The organism is Maricaulis maris MCS10, assembly GCF_000014745.1.
Lineage (GTDB): Bacteria > Pseudomonadota > Alphaproteobacteria > Caulobacterales > Maricaulaceae > Maricaulis > Maricaulis maris_A.
The window spans coordinates 1,571,660-1,587,899 of record NC_008347.1 but is presented as its reverse complement, the minus strand read 5'-3'; the positions used below and the strand labels follow the sequence as shown (position 1 = coordinate 1,587,899).

The window sequence follows — 16,240 nt, the reverse complement described above, 5'->3', positions numbered from 1 at the left end:
CCGTCACTTCCTGATGAAGATTGCCCAGACCGCAGCCACCGCCGCGAGGACTTCTAAACGCCCCAAGATCATGGCTGAAATAAGGATCGGCTTGGATTGATCCGGGATTTGCGTCCAGCTGGCCAGCGGTTGCGATTGATCGAGCATGGGGCCGATATTGGCCAGCGATGCCGCCATCGCAATGAAGGCGGTTTCGAAGTCGAGGCCGGTCGCGGTCAGGGCCATTGTGCCAAATCCGATCGCGGCGACAAAGGCGAGCACATAGGACCAGACGCCGACCAGCGCGGTCTCGCGGACACGGCGTCCGCGGAAACTGACCGGGACCACGCTGCGCGGGTCGGACAGGATGGCGAGCTCGGCCCCCATGCGCTTCCACAACAGCAAAATCCGCGACACCTTGATACCGCCCGTCGTCGAGGCTGCGGAGCCTCCGATGAGGACCACGAAGATCGAAGCGGCCAGTGCGGGGATGACACCTCCGCCGGCGGAAAAGCCGCTGGTCGAGACTATGAAGGCGGCGTCGATCACGTCGGAAAAGGGTGCGCCGGGACGCGCCAGGATGAAGAAGGCCGCCAGGCCGATGATCAAGGCTGCGATGCCGGCGATGTCAGGGTCACGCAGCACCGAGCGGTCGCGCAGCACATCCCAGAACAGGGCGATATTGAGCGAACCGACCAGGCAACCGATGACGACCCAGAAGGTCGAGATCGGGCCGATCGTGGCCAGCAGCCCGCCATCCTCGACCGTATAGCCGCTGGTCGAGATGGCGCTCATCGACAGGACCGTGGAATCGAACAGGCCATTGCCGCCGAAGAGGAGACCGAGCCACACCAGCGAGGTCAGGGTCGCATAGACGATGCCGACCCTTTTGGCGGCCAGCGGCAAGTGCGAAAAGACGTCGTCCGAGCGCAAGGTCAGCAGCGCCGATTTGCGGATCGCCGGGACATCGCGGTCAAGCGCAGCAAAAATCCCGATCGCCAGCAGCAAGGTCGCATAGCCGCCCAGCCAGGCCAGGATTGCCCGCCAGAAGATGAGCGAGCGCGGCAACTCATCGGCCGGCAACAAGGTTGCGCCGGTCGTGGTGACGGCTGAGTAGGCCTCAAACACGGCATCGATCGGGTCGAAATAGCCGGTCAGCCAGAACGGCAGCGCGGCCATGGCAGGTGCCGTGATCCAGGACAATAGTGCGAGACCCAGCGCATCAAGTGCGCTGGCTTTCGATCGCAAGCCGCGCGTGGCGCTGAGAATGAAAATACCGGGAATGAAGGCAATCAGTGCCGTGGTGCCGAACAGGGGCGCCAGATGTGTCTCACCGATCGCTGCGGCCACAAAGGCAGCGATCAGCGCGACGCCGGCCAGCAAGACCCACAAGGCGCCAAGCGGCCGGAGGAAGGCGACGGGTGTCATGGCTCAGAAGTATTCGAGGCTGACACGGAAGAGATGCTCGACCTTGGGGATGAGCGCGGTGTTGCAGAACAGCAAGACCCGGTCATTTTCCCGGATCCGGCCCTCATCGCACGGCAGTATCACCTTGTCGCCCCGGACAACGGCCCCCAGGGCAACGCCGTCAGGGAGCTCCAGCTCGTCCAGCGTCTTGCCAACCAGGGGCGATGTGGACAGTGCAATCCCCTCCAGGGCCTCCGCCTGCCCGCCGCCAAGGCTCTGAAGTCCGGTAATCCGGCCGCGACGGATATGCTGCAGGATGGTCGAGACCGTGGTCGCCCGCGGATCGATCAGCACGTCGATTCCCAGTGCGTCGCGAAGCCCCTCAAAGCCACGATCATTGATCAGCGAGAGCGCGCGTTCCGCCCCTTCCCGCTTGGCCATGACCGCCGACAGCATGTTGACCTTGTCGTCATTGGTGACGCACACGACCAGTTCGGCTTCGCGGACACCGGCCTCATGCATCAATTTGGCATCAAGGCCATCGCCATGCAGGACAACGGTTTTCTTGAGGCTTTCCGCAGCCGCTTCGGCTCGGGCCTTGTTGGCCTCGATCAGGCGCACTTTCACGCCACCGGCCCGTTCCAGCGCCCGGGCCACATAGACCCCGATATTGCCCGCCCCGACCACCACCACACGGCGGATCTGTTCCGAACTGCGTCCGAAAATGTCGAGGATGCGCCGGACCTGCCGGCTTTCGGTCACCACATAGACGTCGTCACCCGCCAGGAGCGGGTCATGCATCTTGGGGATGAACAGGGTCTGTTCGCGCTGCACACCGACGACAGCCAGTCGCAGGTCCGGGAATAATTCCATCACTTGCTCGGTCGTCGAACCTGCGACCGGTGAATGCTCGTCCAGGCGCAGTCCCAGCAATTGGACGCGACCACCCGAAAAGACGGCGGTATTGAATGCGCCCGGCGTCTCCACACGCTGCAAAATGGCCCGGCCAACTTCCAGCTCGGGCGAAATCACCACATCCACCGGCATATTACCGGTCGAGAACAAATCGCCCCAGGCCGGGTCGAGATAGTTCTGTGCCCTCACCCGCGCGATCCGGGTCGGCGTGTGAAACAGCGAGTGGGCGACCTGGCAGGCAACCATATTGGTTTCGTCGGAATGGGTGACGGCGACCAGAAGATCGGCCTGACGCGCTCCGGCGCGTTCCAGCACGTCCGGATGCGAGCCGTGACCGACCACACCCTGCACATCAAGGTCGGTGACCACATTGTCGACCAGCTCGGTCGACCAGTCGACGACGGTGACGGAATTGCCCTCACGGGCCAGCGCCCGTGCGATACCGACGCCAACCTGCCCTGCTCCGCAGACTATCGCTTTCATGTCCGATCCATCCGTTCCGCGCTAGACCGCGCCCTCACGTTGAGGGCTGCCCACACCAAGCGATTTCAGTTTGCGATGCAAGGCCGAGCGCTCCATTCCGATGAAAGCGGCCGTGCGTGAAATATTGCCGCCGAAGCGGTCAATCTGTGCCTTGAGGTATTCCCGCTCGAAATTCTCCCGTGCTTCCCGCAAGGACAGGGCGATCATTTTCTCGGCATCATAGCCGACATCCTGATTGTCACGCGTAACGACTTCGGACGGCAGCGAGTCCAGCGTGATCGGTTCATCGAGTGATCCGGTCGCCAGGATCAACAAGCGCTCGATATTGTTACGTAACTGCCTGACATTTCCGGGCCAGCCATGGGCCTGGAGAGCGGCCATGACGTCATCCCCGAACTTGCGCCGCGGCAGGCCGGCAGCGGCGGTCAGGCGCTGGACAAAATGGGCGACCAGAGGCGGAATGTCCTCCCGGCGGTCCGCCAGCGGTGGCACCTGCACCGGAACCACAGCCAGACGGTGATAGAGGTCCTCGCGGAAATCTCCGCCCTGGATCCGGCTGGCGAGGTCCTGTGCGGTCGACGAAATCACCCTCACATTAACCTGTACATCCGCCGCTCCGCCAATTCTGCGGAAGCGTTGCTCGACCAGAAGGCGCAGCAGCTTGCTCTGGGTTTCCCGCGGCATGTCGGCAATCTCGTCGAGATAGAGTGTCCCGCCATGCGCCCGTTCCAGCAGTCCGACATGTTTGACGCTGCCATCCGCGTTTTCGCGGCCAAACAATTCTTCCTCGACGCCCTCTGGCGACATGCCAGGCGCGCTGACCGGCACGAAATCGGCCTCGGCTCGGGGCGAGTTTTCATGAATGAGGCGGGCGACCAATTCCTTGCCGGCGCCGGACGGTCCCCGGATGAGGACGCGGCTATTGGTCGGGGCGACCCGGTCAATCAGCTGGCGGACCTGAACAATCCCGCTGGACTCACCGATCAGGGAGCTCTGAGCCTCGCTGCGGGCCCGCAATTGCGCATTTTCCTGGCGCAAACGGCTGGTTTCCAGGGCGCGCGTGACCGTCAGCAGCAATTTGTCGCTCTTGAACGGTTTTTCCAGGAAGTCATAGGCTCCCTTGCGGATCGCCGCGACCGCGGTTTCGATCGTGCCGTGACCGGAGATCACGATGACCGGCATATTGGCATCGATCGAGCGGAACTCGTCGAGCAGTTCGATACCATCCAGACGGCTGCCCTGCAGCCAGACGTCGAGTATGACCAGGGATGGCTTGCGCGCCCGGATCTCGGCCAGGGCGCCGTCGGCATCAGCTGCTTCGCGGGTCTCATACCCGTCATCTTCCAGCAAGCCGCCGATCAGCTCGCGGATATCCGCCTCATCGTCCACGATCAGAATGTCGCGAGCCATTGATCAGGCCTCCTGTATGCTTTGAAGTTCTTGTTCCGGCAGGTCGGCGAGCGGGAAGATCAGGCGCACGACGGCGCCGCTTCCCGACGCAGGCAGGTCGAGTTCGAGCCGCCCCTTGTGGTCTTCCATCACGCGTTTGACGATCGCCAGGCCCAGCCCGGTCCCCTTCTCGCGCGTGGTCATATAAGGCTCGGTCAGCCGTTCCCGATTGGGTGTCGGCCAACCCAGACCATTGTCTGTCACTTCGATGATCGCGGATCCGTCCCGCTCGGTCAGTTGCACCGATATGGAGCCGGCACCACCGTCCTTTTCCATACGTGCTTCAACGCTTTCCGAAGCATTCTTCAGAATGTTGGCAAGGGCCTGGCTGGACAGTCGCGCGTCACACAGTCCGAGTACGGGCTGATCCGGCTTGTCGAAGGTGACATCAACCGAAGCGGAGGCCACGCGCCGCGCAAACACCGCCGACTTGGTCAGCTCACCCAGCTCCACCGCCTCCACCTTCGGCTGCGGCATGCGGGCAAAGGACGAGAACTCGTCCACCATGCGACCGATATCGCTGACCTGACGGATGATTGTTTCCGTGCACCGGTCAAAGGTCTCGAGGTCGCTGGATATCTCCGCCCGGTATTTGCGCTTGATGCGCTCGGCGGACAGCTGGATCGGTGTCAGCGGGTTCTTGATCTCGTGGGCGATCCGGCGGGCGACCTCCCGCCAGGCTGCATTGCGCTGCGCCGTTACCAGGCGGGTCACATCGTCAAAAGTGATGACCAACCCGGCTTCTTCATCCAATGAGGCCCGCGCAGTGATGTGGCGGATCTGCTCATCCGGCGTCTCAAGGTCTATCTGCGCCTCGGCAACCGAGCCGGGCCGGCGCCGGGCATCGAGGACGAGATCGGCCAGTGCTGGCGTAATGTCTTCAAGGTGGGTCCCGATCCTGTCGTCAGCCCCCGGCGACAGCATGGCGATCGCCGAGCGGTTGATCAGGGTGACCTTGTCATCCTTGTCCAGCCCGATGACACCGGCTCGAACGCCAGCCAGAATGGCTTCAATAAAGGCGCGACGTTGTTCGCTTTCCGCATGGCTCTCGATCAACTCGCGGCGCTGGGTCCGCAATTGCCGGGTCATCCGGTTGAAAGCCCTGGCCAAGGCCGCGATCTCGTCATCGTCGCGGCCCATTTGCACCCGCGCTTCAAGATCACCGCGACGGACACGTTCGGCAGCGGCGACGAGACGGGAAATCGGCGTGACGACCCGTGTGGCCGCGCTCAGTCCCAACCACACCGAGCCAATCAGGATCAGGGCAGCGACCTCGAAATACAGCAGGAAGAAGGTCTGCCGGATCGAGGACTCCTGTTCGTCGGCCCGGCGCAGGGCGACACGGGCTTCCTCCATCTGCCGGAACAAGTCCACATTCATGGGAATGGACACGAACAGATAGGCGTCGTCATAGGCTTCCAGCTGGTGCAATAGTCTGACGACGTCAGCCCCGACTGGCGAGAATTCCGGTGTCGATACGGCGACCCCGCCGTCGCTGGCAAGTTCATAGAGACGCGTCGAAGGCGCCACATAAGGTTCGTTTTCCTGGAACCGCGTCTGGGCCAGTAGATTGCCGCGCCCATCGACTACATAAGCCGCCGAGAAACGCTGTTCCGCCGCCAGCGAGCTCAAACCCCAAATGAATTGGATGCGGCTGGTGCTGAAGGTTTCCACGGCGTCCGGGCGATTCAAGGCTTCGGCCATCGCGGCGAGCTTGTACCCGGCTTCAGTGGTCTCGCGCTCATAGATTTCGCGGGCTACCGTGGCTGTCCCGTCGACCACGGTCGAGATACGCTCGCCAAACCAGTAATCGACGCCGCGGTTCAGGACTGCCCCCAGAAACAACGCGGCCAGGATGGCCGGGGCAGCGGCTGCCAGCGAAAACAGGGCGACGAAACGCAGGTGCAGACGCGGTGTCGGCTCCCCGAAACGGCGAGCCCGGACCCGCCGGACAAACCGGACAATCACGACGCCTGCCAATCCGGCGATCAACACCGAATTGCCGATCAACATCGCCATGGCGGTGCGATCACTCAAACGCATCACGCCATTATCGCCCAGCAGCCCGGTTGCCGCGATGGTCAGGAAAACCGCGGAGGCAACAAAGCCGATCCCGAACAGAGCCGCAGAGCGCGGCGATATGTTTCGGATCAGGGGCTTCGGGTCAGCGTTCGGCAAGTGTGGTCTCACATGTTGCAGAAGCGCATCATTACTCCGTTGTTGCACACAATCAACACCCGTGCCGCACAGGTCACATGTCGTCGCTGTCCGGGTCCAGTTCAGCCAAGCGCCGAGCGAGCGTGTTCCGATTCAGACCCAACAGGTCAGCGGCTCGGGATCGATTGCCGCCACACCTATCCAGAGCCTGGCTGAACAGGGCCCGGTCGACCGCATCAATGGCCACGGCCCGGGCACTCGTCCGGCTCAGGGACAGGGCCGCAATCGCATTGGCGTGCACATCGAGGGCTTCGCGAGCATCTCCGGCATCGGCCATGATGGCGGTCATGACATCGTCCAGGCCAGCCACCCTGCCCCGGGTCGCCAGCGACAAGCGCGACAGGACGGAGCGCAACTCGACGACATTGCCGGTCCAGGCCGAGCCCTCAAGGTATTGAACGGCATCCTTGTCGAGGCGCACCAGGTCTTGATTGTCCCGGCGTGCGAACTGACCCAGGAAGGCGTCGCACAGGGCCGGTATGTCACTGCGTCTTTCGCGCAAGGGCGGAACAGAAATGAGGCACTCGGACAAGCGCCCGAGCAAACGCGGATCAAGGCCCGCCTCCGGCGATTGAGAGGCTGTGGCAATGACCCGGCCAACTCCGGCGTCCAGAGCGTCGCGTGCGGCACGCTGTTGCTCTGAGCTCCATTCCTCCAAGCGCAACCACACGACCTGTTTGGCTGACTGGGTTGAAGCGAATATTTCGGCGACCGGGTTTGAGGGCGTCACCACGACGGCATCATCAGACGAAATCCCGCGCGCTCGCAGCAGGGCCTCGGCAGCCTGGCGCTTGCCGACCCCGGGTTCCCCCATGATCATGACGTGGGCCTGGCTGGTGGCGGCGCGGGCGATGGCCTTGAAGGCCGACTGCATGGCGGCGGACTGGCCGATAAAACCGGTCGGCTCCTCGGTCATCTTGCGCCGGCCAGCCTTGGCCTCCTCGCCGAGCGCAGCCGACACCGCCGAGATCATGTCGTCCAGGTCGAACGGCTTGGGCAAATACTCGAACACGCCGCCCTTGGCGGCGCTGATCGCCGTCGAAGCCGTGGCTTGTGCGCTCATCACGATGACCGGCATTTGCGGTCGCAATCGTGCGACCAGTCCGAGATTCTCAAGGAAATTACTACCGTCGAGCAAAACATCCGCGAGCAGGAGGTCGCCCTCACCGTTGCGAATCCAGTTCAGCGCGGTATCCGGCGATGCCGTGGCCCGGACCTGGTATCCCGCAGAGCCCAACGCACGGGAGAGGATCAGTTTCAGGCTTTCATCGTCTTCGAGCAACAGGATGCGGGCGGTCACGGCAAATCCTTCTTGGCAATCGGCAGGCGGATATTGAACACGGTGGTTCCCGGGCGGCTTTCAAAGTCGATCTGCCCGTCGTGCAGCGCGGCAATCCGGGCCGCGAATGCCAGCCCCAGACCTTCGCCGGCGGGTTTGGTCGTCACAAACGGTGTAAAGATACCCGGTCCGAGCGATTCCGGAATGCCGGGACCATTGTCGCGAACCGAGAGGACCAGCGGCGTGGGATGCCCGCTTGACCGGCTACGTGGACCGGCATCGTAGCGGGTCTCCACGGTAATCGTCCCGCCGGGATCGGACCGCACGGCATCGAAGGCATTCTGGATCAGATTCAGGACGGCCTGCATCAGCAGGTCCGGATCGCCATTGATTGACGGCAGGGATGGGTCAAAATTCTCGCGCAGGACACCGATCGTGGCCGGATCAGCCCGGTTGAGGCTCTCCATCGCACTCACTGCCAGCAGGTTGAGATTGATCTCCGACTGCTCGCCCAAGCGGATATCGCCGACCCGGCTCCAATGGTCAGCCAGCCGGGTGATGCGGTCGACATCCTGGATGATCAAGCGGGCCAGATCACGTGCGCCTTCCAGCTCGGTCTCGCGCCGGATCAGTTGCGCCGCCCCGCGAACGCTTGCCAGCGGGTTCTTCAATTCGTGCGCGAGCATGCGGCCGAAACCCAGCGCTGGCGCTTCAGACGCCTTGGCGCCCATGGATTGGTGGGGCAGGACCGAAAGGGCGAGCTGTTCATGCTGGTCAGACCAGCGGGCATGGACATCATAGAGCCCGGCCCCGCCCAGTGGTCGGCCCAGCGCCACCAGGGTCCGGCGCGCATCACAGGCTTGATCGACAATGTCGGCGAGGTGCGCGCAGACAGCCGACAATTCCCCGAACCGGCTTTTTCGGATGTTCCGGATCGACAGGCCGAGCCATTCCTCGGCCTGGGTATTGGCCCAGACACAGCGCGCCTCGTCGCTGAAAATGAGAATGGGGATAGCAGCCTGATCGGCGGCCAGGGCGGCAGCGCTGGGTTCGATCGCTGCCGTCATGCCACCGCCCGCCCATCGAGCGACCGCAAGCCGTCCAGCGCTGCATGGACATCGGCCGGCCGGTCGGACCGACACAGGATGGCCCGCTGGGCCCGCACCCAGTCCAGGTCCCCGACCTCGCATTCGACATCACAAAAGCTGGCAAAATGCTTGCGCATCATGCGGATACCCAGGCCTTCGCCATAGTGCTCAAGGCAGTCATCGAATTGCTGGCCGAGCGCGTCGATCTTGTCGTTCCAGGGCGTTCGGGCCGCCGGCTCACCCAGCAGTTCACGGCCGATTTCGCCGAGCAGCCAGGGCCGACCCTGGGCCGCACGACCGACCATCACCGCGGCAGCGCCGGATTGGTCCAGGGCCGCGCGGGCATCCGCCGTGGTGTGGATATCACCATTGACGATGACCGGCAGGTCGACCGCCTCTACCACCTTGCGGACGGCAGCCCAATCGGCCTGACCCTTGTAGAATTGCTGGCGGGTGCGCCCATGCACGGTGAGCAGTTTCACACCGGCATCGCGGGCCCGTCTGGCGAGCTCGGGAGCGTTCAGGCTGGCATGGTCCCAGCCGAGGCGCATCTTGAGGGTGACCGGTTTGCTGGTAGCGCCGACGGTGGCTTCGATCAGGGTCAGGGCGTGGTCGAGATCGCGCATCAGGGCCGAGCCGGACAGGCCCTTTGTCACCTGCCGGGCCGGACAACCCATATTGATATCAATGACTTCGGCACCCGCATCCTCGGCAATCCGGGCCCCTTCCGACATCCAGTGGGCCTGCCGTCCGGCGAGCTGGATGACGCAGGGCTTCAACGAGGCGTCGAGTGCTGCCTTGCGGATCATGTCGCGGCGACCGGCGGCCAAAGCGTCCGAGGCGACCATTTCGGAGACCACCATGCCGGCGCCGAAACGCTGCGCCTGGCGCCGGAACGGCAGGTCTGTCACACCGGACATCGGCGCCAGGACCGTCGGTATTTCAATGGCGTGGCTGTCGATTGAAAAGCGCATGCGGCTGGACAAATCCTCGGTGTGCGTCGTAAGGCCAAAGGCTAGCGAGTATGCTGCGCTGCGGCAATCCACGAGGCCTGTTGATGAAGATCGCTGCTGTCATTGTTGCCGCCGGACGCGGTGAACGGGCCGGTGGCGGGGTGCCCAAACAGTATCGGCGACTGGGTGGCTTCTTCGTACTCACCCATACGCTTCTTCGTCTGCTTCATCGTGAGGTGTTCGACAGCATCATCGTGGTGGTCAATCCGGCCGATGCCGACCACATCGCCGCCGTTGAGGCCGAACTCGACATTAAATTGGATACAGTGCCCGGCGGCGCGACCCGGACCGCCTCGGTGCGCGCCGGTCTGGAGCGGGCCCGTGATCTGGGTCTCGACGCAGTGATGATCCATGATGCGGCCCGGCCATTCCTCGGCGACGCGCTGATCGACCGTCTGGTGAAGGCCCTCGCCGACCATCCCGCCGTGATCCCGGCCCTGCCGGTCGCCGATGCCCTGTTTCGCGGCGGCGATGCGAGGATGGGAGACCCGGTCTCCCGCGATGGCCTTTACGCCGCTCAAACGCCGCAGGCCTTCCATCTGGCGCCACTGCTCAAAGCCTATGCCCGGCTGGGCGACACCGCCCTGCCCGATGATGCCGCGGTGATCCGCGCCGCGGGGGGTGAGGTTGCGCTGGTTCCCGGTGAGGCGGAGAATTTCAAGCTGACGACCCGGGCCGATTTCGAACGGGCAGAAAGACAGATCATGAGCGAGACGATCACCGTCACCGGTCAGGGCTATGATGTGCACCGGCTCGAGCCGGCGGATGTGATGTGGCTGTGCGGCGTCGAGATACGGGCCGGGCTGGGCCTGATCGGCCATTCCGACGCCGATGCCGGCCTGCACGCGCTCACCGATGCCGTCCTGGGCGCTGCGGGAGCCGGTGATATCGGCCAGCATTTCCCGCCCTCGGACCCGCAATGGAAGGGCGCCGCGTCCGACGCCTTCCTGTTGCACGCCATCAAGCTCCTCAAACAGGTCGGCGGCGAGCTCGTCCATGCCGACATCACCCTGATCGCCGAACGGCCCAAGATCGGCCCCCATCGCGACGCCATGCGGGCACGGGTCGCGGAGCTGACCGGGCTGCCGGAAAAGCGGGTCAATATCGCAGCGACCACGACGGAAAAACTCGGCTTTACCGGGCGCGGCGAAGGCCTGGCTGCCCAGGCCATTGTGACAGCGAGACTGACAACATGATGTTCAACCACGCCCTGATCGAACAGGCGGAAACCCTGATTGACCGCGCCCGCACGGCCGGTGTGATGGTCGCCACGGCAGAGAGTTGCACCGGCGGGCTGGTCGCCGGCCTGCTGACGGAAATCCCCGGCTCGTCAGACGTGGTCGACCGTGGTTTCGTGACCTATTCCAACGCCGCCAAGACCGAGATGCTGGGCATTCCGGCGCGGGTGATCGCGGCCAATGGCGCGGTCTCCAGCGAAGTCGCCCGGCGCATGGCGGACGAGGCCCTGTTGCGCTCGAACGCCGATATCGCCGTTTCGATCACGGGAATCGCCGGCCCGGGTGGCTCAGACCACAAGCCGGCCGGCCTGGTGCATTTCGGGCTCGCCTGCCGCGACAAGCCGACCCGCACCGAAGTCTGCCGTTTTGGTGATCGCGGACGCGACGCGGTCCGCCTGGCCAGCGTCGCCACGGCGCTGGACCTGCTAGCCGATGGCGTTGATCTCTTCGGCTAGGTCGAGGGCGGGATCACCGCAGGTTTGATAGCGACGCTCGGCCTCGGCCGAGAATTTGCCGATCAGGACCCGGCCGGCACGCTCGCGATTGCTCTCCAGCAGCATTTGCAGGATGGCATTCCTGAAGGCGGCACGGATCGAAAAATCAACCAGGCAGGACCCGTCGGTCAGGGCGTGAAAGCGCCAATGGTTTTCCAGCACCCGGAAGGGCCCGGCGACAAAGCCGACATCGATCCGCCGCACGGCCCGGTCGGCCTCGACCTTCGAGGTGAAACGCTCGGTGACGAATTTATAGCGCACGCGTGCTTCCGCAGTCAGCTCAAAGCGCGACCCGTCAAACCGCTCATCGAGCACGCGCATGGCCGTGATCTGGGGGATGAATTGCGGATAGCGACGGACATCGCTGACCAGGTCATAGAGATCATCGGCGGCATGAAAGAGGCGCAGGCGTTCGCGGACTTCAACAACCATCTTCGCCCCCTGCCACTGCCCTTGCCCTCACAGCCCGCCTGAACGCGATCAGCCGCGCGCCATCATCTGCTCGCGGGCCGCGCGCAGCTTGGCGAAATCATCACCGGCATGATGGCTTGAGCGGGTCAGCGGCGTCGCCGAGACCATGAGGAAACCCTTGGCGCGGGCGATCGTCTCATAGGCCTTGAACTCATCGGGATGCACGAAACGGTCAACGGCGGCATGCTTGCGGGTCGGCTGCAGATACTGGCCGATGGTGAGAAAATCGATGCCGGCAGAACGCATATCGTCCATCACCTGCATGACTTCTTCCTTGCTCTCGCCCAGCCCGACCATGATGCCCGACTTGGTGAATTGCGCCGGATCGCGATCCTTGACCCGCTCCAGAAGCCGCAGCGAATGGAAATAGCGCGCGCCCGGACGGATCGACAAATACAGCCGCGGCACCGTCTCCAGATTATGGTTGAACACGTCCGGCCTGGCATCGATCACCGCTTCGGCGGCGCCCGGCTTGCGCAGGAAGTCCGGGGTCAGGATCTCGATCGTCGTCGAGGGCGTCGCGGCGCGGATCGCCTCGATCACGTCGACGAAATGCTGCGCCCCGCCATCATCGAGATCATCGCGGTCCACAGACGTGATGACGACATGATTGAGACCCATCTGCGCCACCGCCTCGGCCACACGGCGCGGCTCGTCCGTGTCGACCGCGGCCGGCAGGCCGGTCTTGACGTTGCAGAAGGAACAGGCGCGGGTGCAGGTATCGCCCAGGATCATGAAAGTGGCGTGCTTTTGCTCCCAGCACTCACCGATATTGGGACAGCCCGCCTCCTCGCACACCGTCACCAGACCGCCATCCTTGACGATTTTCTGGGTCTCGGAAAACGTCTTGCCCAACGGCGCCTTGACCCGGATCCAGTCCGGCTTGCGAAGCACCGGCGTATCCGCGCGCTTCTGCTTTTCCGGATGGCGAGCCGCGCGCGCGTCAGAGGCAGCGGAACGGGCGGTGTTGTCGATCAGATTGGCCATGGGGGCGATGTATGATGTGGGGCGCGATGTGGCAAGGTTTTGGGGCTGTGGTGTGTGGGGGTGGGGGTCGAAGAATGAATTCTGGAAATATCACGGAGCGGTGCGCTGCTAGCGATCTCGAACGATGAACTGAGCACGGTCGAGCAGTTCGTCGAATGTTACGATCTCCAGGCTCCTGTTTTCGCGGCGAAACAATTCAAATGTATCCCGTTTAATATCGGCGCTTCGTCGATCTTCGCTATTGAATTCTAACAGAGACCCGACAACGAGGATGGTCTTCGCGTTTCGAGTCCGCGCGGCGAGGCGCTCATTTCCTGCGTGATTGTACTGTTGGCCTACTTGCGCAAATGAAAGCCATTCAGCCTTTTGTTCAAGTACCTGGGAGACAGCGCTCGTGAATTCCCTGCTGAATTCCCACGTCCCTGCCCGCCCCCCTCTACCTTTTCTGAATATCGGGGTGCTCGGCTTCTTAATTTCGACCAAGGCCGTGTAATCAGTAAAGGTCATCAAGAAGTCGACGACCGGCTTGTTTTTGTTATCAGTGCCCCCACTCCCGACAGTCATTTCGCGGTCAAATTGGCGCATGACCCGGTAATCCAGCCCATAGCCAAACACCCACGGCTCTTTCTCGAAAAAATCTTGCCATTCCGACTCAGCCCAATCGTCCATTTTGAGATGATTACTGTAGGTTTGAAGCGCATCTTTTCGTCCGAGAAGAATGTTAACCTCGTCCTTCGAAATCGTCCCTCGCAACTCTTTGAGAAATTCTTCGCGTTCTGATCTAGACATTTTCTTGACACGATCGACGATCACACGATCTGTGCCGTCTATAATAGCCTTGTGTCCGGCTTGCGTGGAAATATCCTCTATGTGGAAGTTGTCTTCATTGGACAAATCCACAAACTTGATCGCCTCTAGGAACTCTAGAAGCCGATTAAACTCATTCGCTCTGAATGTGAATGCGTGCTCTTCAATTGCCTCGAGCCAATCACCAGCTCGATTTTTGAACGTCAACAACGAAAGACGCTCCACCTTTTTGTCATCTTGGGTAACTAACGCCGTTATCTGAGTCTTTCGAATATTTCCTGTTAGACGTAGGCACATAGCGCCTTCAATTTCACCCAAGTATAATTCATCTGATCCATCAAGCACCATCCGGATTTTTCGGACGGGCTCAGGATTTTTTGTGTCAAAACTAAAAACTTTTGAAATGTATGTTTTCGTGGCTTGGCGGGCCCGGAAAAACTTGTGCTCGTTCTCGTCAATCATCCGGCTTAGCCTTTCGGTGTAATTGGACACGCTGTAGCCTCAGAGAAAGGCGCAGGAACAGCCAAACATTGTACACTCAAGAGAAGCAAGCGTTAGATGTGATTGAATGTATCGGCGTTTCGCCTTGGTCGACCTCCGGCCAGGAAAATGGGTGCGTACACCTGCTTATTGGAAAGCTGCTAGTTCTAGAACACGTCAGCAAGGTCTAGCGGAGTGCCCGACTCAATTGAGCCCTGATGGGCCCTGGCACATTCATGCACATGAGTTCCAAGTCGTTCGATATCGGCGGTGTGGTCTGACAGCTGCTTTCGAAAGATGACGTGCAGCTCGCCAGTTGCCTTATTGTGTCCGTTCCGGTGAACACAATCATGCCGCATGTCGATAATTCGTTTGAACCGCTCAATGTCACCATCCGCATCCGGGAAAATGGAAAAGCCGAATGCATTAGTGAACATTCTATCGACGAGCGGCAGATGGTGGAACGACATCGAATGTAGATGAGCATTGATCCGTGTTTCGACAATGTCCGGATCAGTCATCACCTCCGCGAGACGAATCGACTTTCCGTTCAGTTTGTCCGTAGAAGAAACAAAGCGGTGCTTCGCAGCTTCATCAATGTCAATAAGCGTCCGAAACGTCTCGTGGAGAAACTTTTCCAGTGCGCCGACCTGATGAATAAAGAGAAGGCGGCAAAGGAACGGGTCCTCGATCTCCATCGCTTGAATGCGTTCTCTAGTGTCCCTAACGTCTAGGCCAAATGAGAAAAAGGGGTGCGGTTCGCGATGGGTCCAGTCTAACCAATCTTCAGCTTCGGCCTGCTCGCGCTCGTACGCGTCGACGATCATTTCGTAGTTGCTGCATTGGTCATAAAACGGCGGTTCGCCGTCGTACACACCGTCGTCAGGCGCATGTTCTATTAGGGCATTCGCGACTTGGTCGTCACACTCCATGAAGTCCTGAACGCAGATGACTAGAGGTTCGCCTCGCTGGGTCATAAACGGTTTGTCGCGACTGTCGAGGCCGGCAAATTCTTGGCCACCTAGGCAATACTCGCTTCGAAATGCTTCATCGAAAATTTGCGCTGCCTCATCGATCAGAATTACAGGGTAACGGGTCCCGTGCGCGGTATCGAAATCGCATCTCCCGGCGGATCTCCCATGAAACAAATCTTCACTAACGGCCTTGTTCTGGATGCACGCTGAACAAACAAAAGAATCTGCGCCTAACATTTAGTAACGTCTCCTATTGAGCAGAGAGGGTACAGCCTATACGGATTTGCTGGGAACTTGCATTGGTGTTGTACAAATGGCCCAACCTAAAAAGATCTCGTTGCGAAGGAAAAGATAACAAGCACCAATTTTCAACGCACCCCACCCCATAAACCCCATGCCAGCCAGCGGGCCGTATCCGTTTCTTCAGGTCAAGGGCGCCGCAGGCGCCGCTTCGCGGGCATGCCCCTTGAGCTGAAGAAACGGATACGGCGATCTCCCGGCAAGGGGTTTATGGCCCAGAGCGCGCTCGGCGCGCTTGCTTCATGTCTGGATAGTGCGCGCTCGGCGCGCTTGATTGACGGGCTGTGGGATCGCCCGCCTCGCCTCCCCATTTTTCCCGGACGCGCTTCGGCGCGATCCGGGATCTGCCGGAAACGCATTGCTTGACGGGTCGCTCGGTGGGTCCCGGGTCTTCGCCCGGGAAAAATGAACATGGGGACGGACGCCGAACGCTCCGATCCGCGGTGCTGCCTTTCTTCTCCCTGGGGAGAAGGTGTCGCGGAGCGACGGATGAGGGGGATCAGCACCCAGGCACCGGGCTTTCCCCCTCACCCGGCCTTCGGCCACCCTCTCCCGGGGGGGAGGGAAAGGCGGTGCCTCTTTTCTTCCCCACGGCGTGGGGAAGTGGGCCGGCGCGCAGCGTCGGGTCGATGGGGCCGAGCGTCAGCGAGTGTGCCCCT

13 protein-coding genes are annotated in these 16,240 nt (G+C 61.7%); 2 read left to right on the top strand and 11 right to left on the bottom strand.

Annotated elements, in window-relative coordinates:
* Positions 1-3: 3 nt before the first annotated feature.
* The 7 genes from MMAR10_RS07500 to dusB form a co-directional block, all read right to left on the bottom strand.
* Positions 4-1,407, bottom strand: coding sequence for a potassium transporter TrkG (locus tag MMAR10_RS07500; protein WP_011643385.1), 1,404 nt, complete (start codon positions 1,405-1,407; stop codon positions 4-6).
* 3 nt (positions 1,408-1,410) lie between these two features.
* Positions 1,411-2,784, bottom strand: a complete 1,374-nt coding sequence (trkA, locus tag MMAR10_RS07495) for a Trk system potassium transporter TrkA (protein ID WP_011643384.1) — start codon at positions 2,782-2,784, stop codon at positions 1,411-1,413.
* Positions 2,785-2,805: 21 nt separating this feature from the next.
* Positions 2,806-4,194 carry a sigma-54-dependent transcriptional regulator gene (locus MMAR10_RS07490; protein WP_011643383.1) on the bottom strand — a complete coding sequence of 463 codons (1,389 nt, stop codon included), beginning with the start codon at positions 4,192-4,194 and terminating at the stop codon, positions 2,806-2,808.
* Positions 4,195-4,197: 3 nt separating this feature from the next.
* Positions 4,198-6,411, bottom strand: coding sequence for a sensor histidine kinase (locus tag MMAR10_RS07485; protein ID WP_233353879.1), 2,214 nt, complete (start codon positions 6,409-6,411; stop codon positions 4,198-4,200).
* Between the two features lie 73 nt (positions 6,412-6,484).
* A complete protein-coding gene (locus MMAR10_RS07480) occupies positions 6,485-7,750 on the bottom strand; it encodes a sigma-54-dependent transcriptional regulator (RefSeq protein WP_011643381.1) in 1,266 nt (421 codons plus the stop codon).
* Entirely contained in the window at positions 7,747-8,796 is a 1,050-nt protein-coding gene (locus MMAR10_RS16145) for a two-component system sensor histidine kinase NtrB (protein WP_011643380.1), read from the bottom strand. The genes MMAR10_RS07480 and MMAR10_RS16145 overlap by 4 nt, the downstream gene beginning before the upstream one ends.
* Positions 8,793-9,737 (bottom strand): tRNA dihydrouridine synthase DusB, encoded by a 945-nt coding sequence (gene dusB / locus MMAR10_RS07470; RefSeq protein ID WP_049755797.1) that lies wholly within the window; start codon positions 9,735-9,737, stop codon positions 8,793-8,795. Before dusB ends, MMAR10_RS16145 begins: the two co-directional genes overlap by 4 nt.
* Positions 9,738-9,871: 134 nt before the next feature.
* Between dusB and MMAR10_RS07465 the strand changes: the two genes are divergently transcribed.
* Together MMAR10_RS07465 and MMAR10_RS07460 are read left to right on the top strand one after the other, a co-directional pair.
* Positions 9,872-11,026: a bifunctional 2-C-methyl-D-erythritol 4-phosphate cytidylyltransferase/2-C-methyl-D-erythritol 2,4-cyclodiphosphate synthase gene (locus MMAR10_RS07465; RefSeq protein WP_041637413.1), complete on the top strand. Its 1,155-nt coding sequence runs from the start codon at positions 9,872-9,874 to the stop codon at positions 11,024-11,026.
* A complete protein-coding gene (locus MMAR10_RS07460; RefSeq protein ID WP_011643377.1) occupies positions 11,023-11,523 on the top strand; it encodes a CinA family protein in 501 nt (166 codons plus the stop codon). The genes MMAR10_RS07465 and MMAR10_RS07460 overlap by 4 nt, the downstream gene beginning before the upstream one ends.
* Here MMAR10_RS07460 and MMAR10_RS07455 read toward each other — a convergent pair.
* The 4 genes from MMAR10_RS07455 to MMAR10_RS07440 all read right to left on the bottom strand — a co-directional run bounded on the left by MMAR10_RS07455 (position 11,494) and on the right by MMAR10_RS07440 (position 15,518).
* Positions 11,494-11,994, bottom strand: a complete 501-nt coding sequence (locus MMAR10_RS07455) for a type II toxin-antitoxin system RatA family toxin (protein ID WP_011643376.1) — start codon at positions 11,992-11,994, stop codon at positions 11,494-11,496. The two genes, MMAR10_RS07460 and MMAR10_RS07455, sit on opposite strands and share 30 nt — an antisense overlap.
* A gap of 48 nt (positions 11,995-12,042) precedes the next feature.
* Entirely contained in the window at positions 12,043-13,020 is a 978-nt protein-coding gene (gene lipA, locus MMAR10_RS07450; RefSeq protein WP_011643375.1) for a lipoyl synthase, read from the bottom strand.
* A 108-nt stretch (positions 13,021-13,128) separates the two neighbouring features.
* Positions 13,129-14,289 carry a Shedu immune nuclease family protein gene (locus tag MMAR10_RS07445; RefSeq protein ID WP_041636866.1) on the bottom strand — a complete coding sequence of 387 codons (1,161 nt, stop codon included), beginning with the start codon at positions 14,287-14,289 and terminating at the stop codon, positions 13,129-13,131.
* A gap of 185 nt (positions 14,290-14,474) precedes the next feature.
* Positions 14,475-15,518, bottom strand: coding sequence for a hypothetical protein (locus MMAR10_RS07440; protein ID WP_011643373.1), 1,044 nt, complete (start codon positions 15,516-15,518; stop codon positions 14,475-14,477).
* Between the last annotated feature and the right edge of the window lie 722 nt (positions 15,519-16,240).

What these genes read in the sequence shown, in the direction of transcription:
- MMAR10_RS07500 (WP_011643385.1), bottom strand. Translation starts at nt 1,407, where the DNA reads ATGACACCCGTCGCCTTCCTCCGGCCGCTTGGCGCCTTGTGGGTCTTG.
- trkA (WP_011643384.1), bottom strand. Translation starts at nt 2,784, where the DNA reads ATGAAAGCGATAGTCTGCGGAGCAGGGCAGGTTGGCGTCGGTATCGCA.
- MMAR10_RS07490 (WP_011643383.1), bottom strand. Translation starts at nt 4,194, where the DNA reads ATGGCTCGCGACATTCTGATCGTGGACGATGAGGCGGATATCCGCGAG.
- MMAR10_RS16145 (WP_011643380.1), bottom strand. Translation starts at nt 8,796, where the DNA reads ATGACGGCAGCGATCGAACCCAGCGCTGCCGCCCTGGCCGCCGATCAG.
- dusB (WP_049755797.1), bottom strand. Translation starts at nt 9,737, where the DNA reads ATGTCCGGTGTGACAGACCTGCCGTTCCGGCGCCAGGCGCAGCGTTTC.
- MMAR10_RS07460 (WP_011643377.1), top strand. Translation starts at nt 11,023, where the DNA reads ATGATGTTCAACCACGCCCTGATCGAACAGGCGGAAACCCTGATTGAC.
- MMAR10_RS07455 (WP_011643376.1), bottom strand. Translation starts at nt 11,994, where the DNA reads ATGGTTGTTGAAGTCCGCGAACGCCTGCGCCTCTTTCATGCCGCCGAT.
- lipA (WP_011643375.1), bottom strand. Translation starts at nt 13,020, where the DNA reads ATGGCCAATCTGATCGACAACACCGCCCGTTCCGCTGCCTCTGACGCG.
- MMAR10_RS07445 (WP_041636866.1), bottom strand. Translation starts at nt 14,289, where the DNA reads ATGATTGACGAGAACGAGCACAAGTTTTTCCGGGCCCGCCAAGCCACG.
- MMAR10_RS07440 (WP_011643373.1), bottom strand. Translation starts at nt 15,518, where the DNA reads ATGTTAGGCGCAGATTCTTTTGTTTGTTCAGCGTGCATCCAGAACAAG.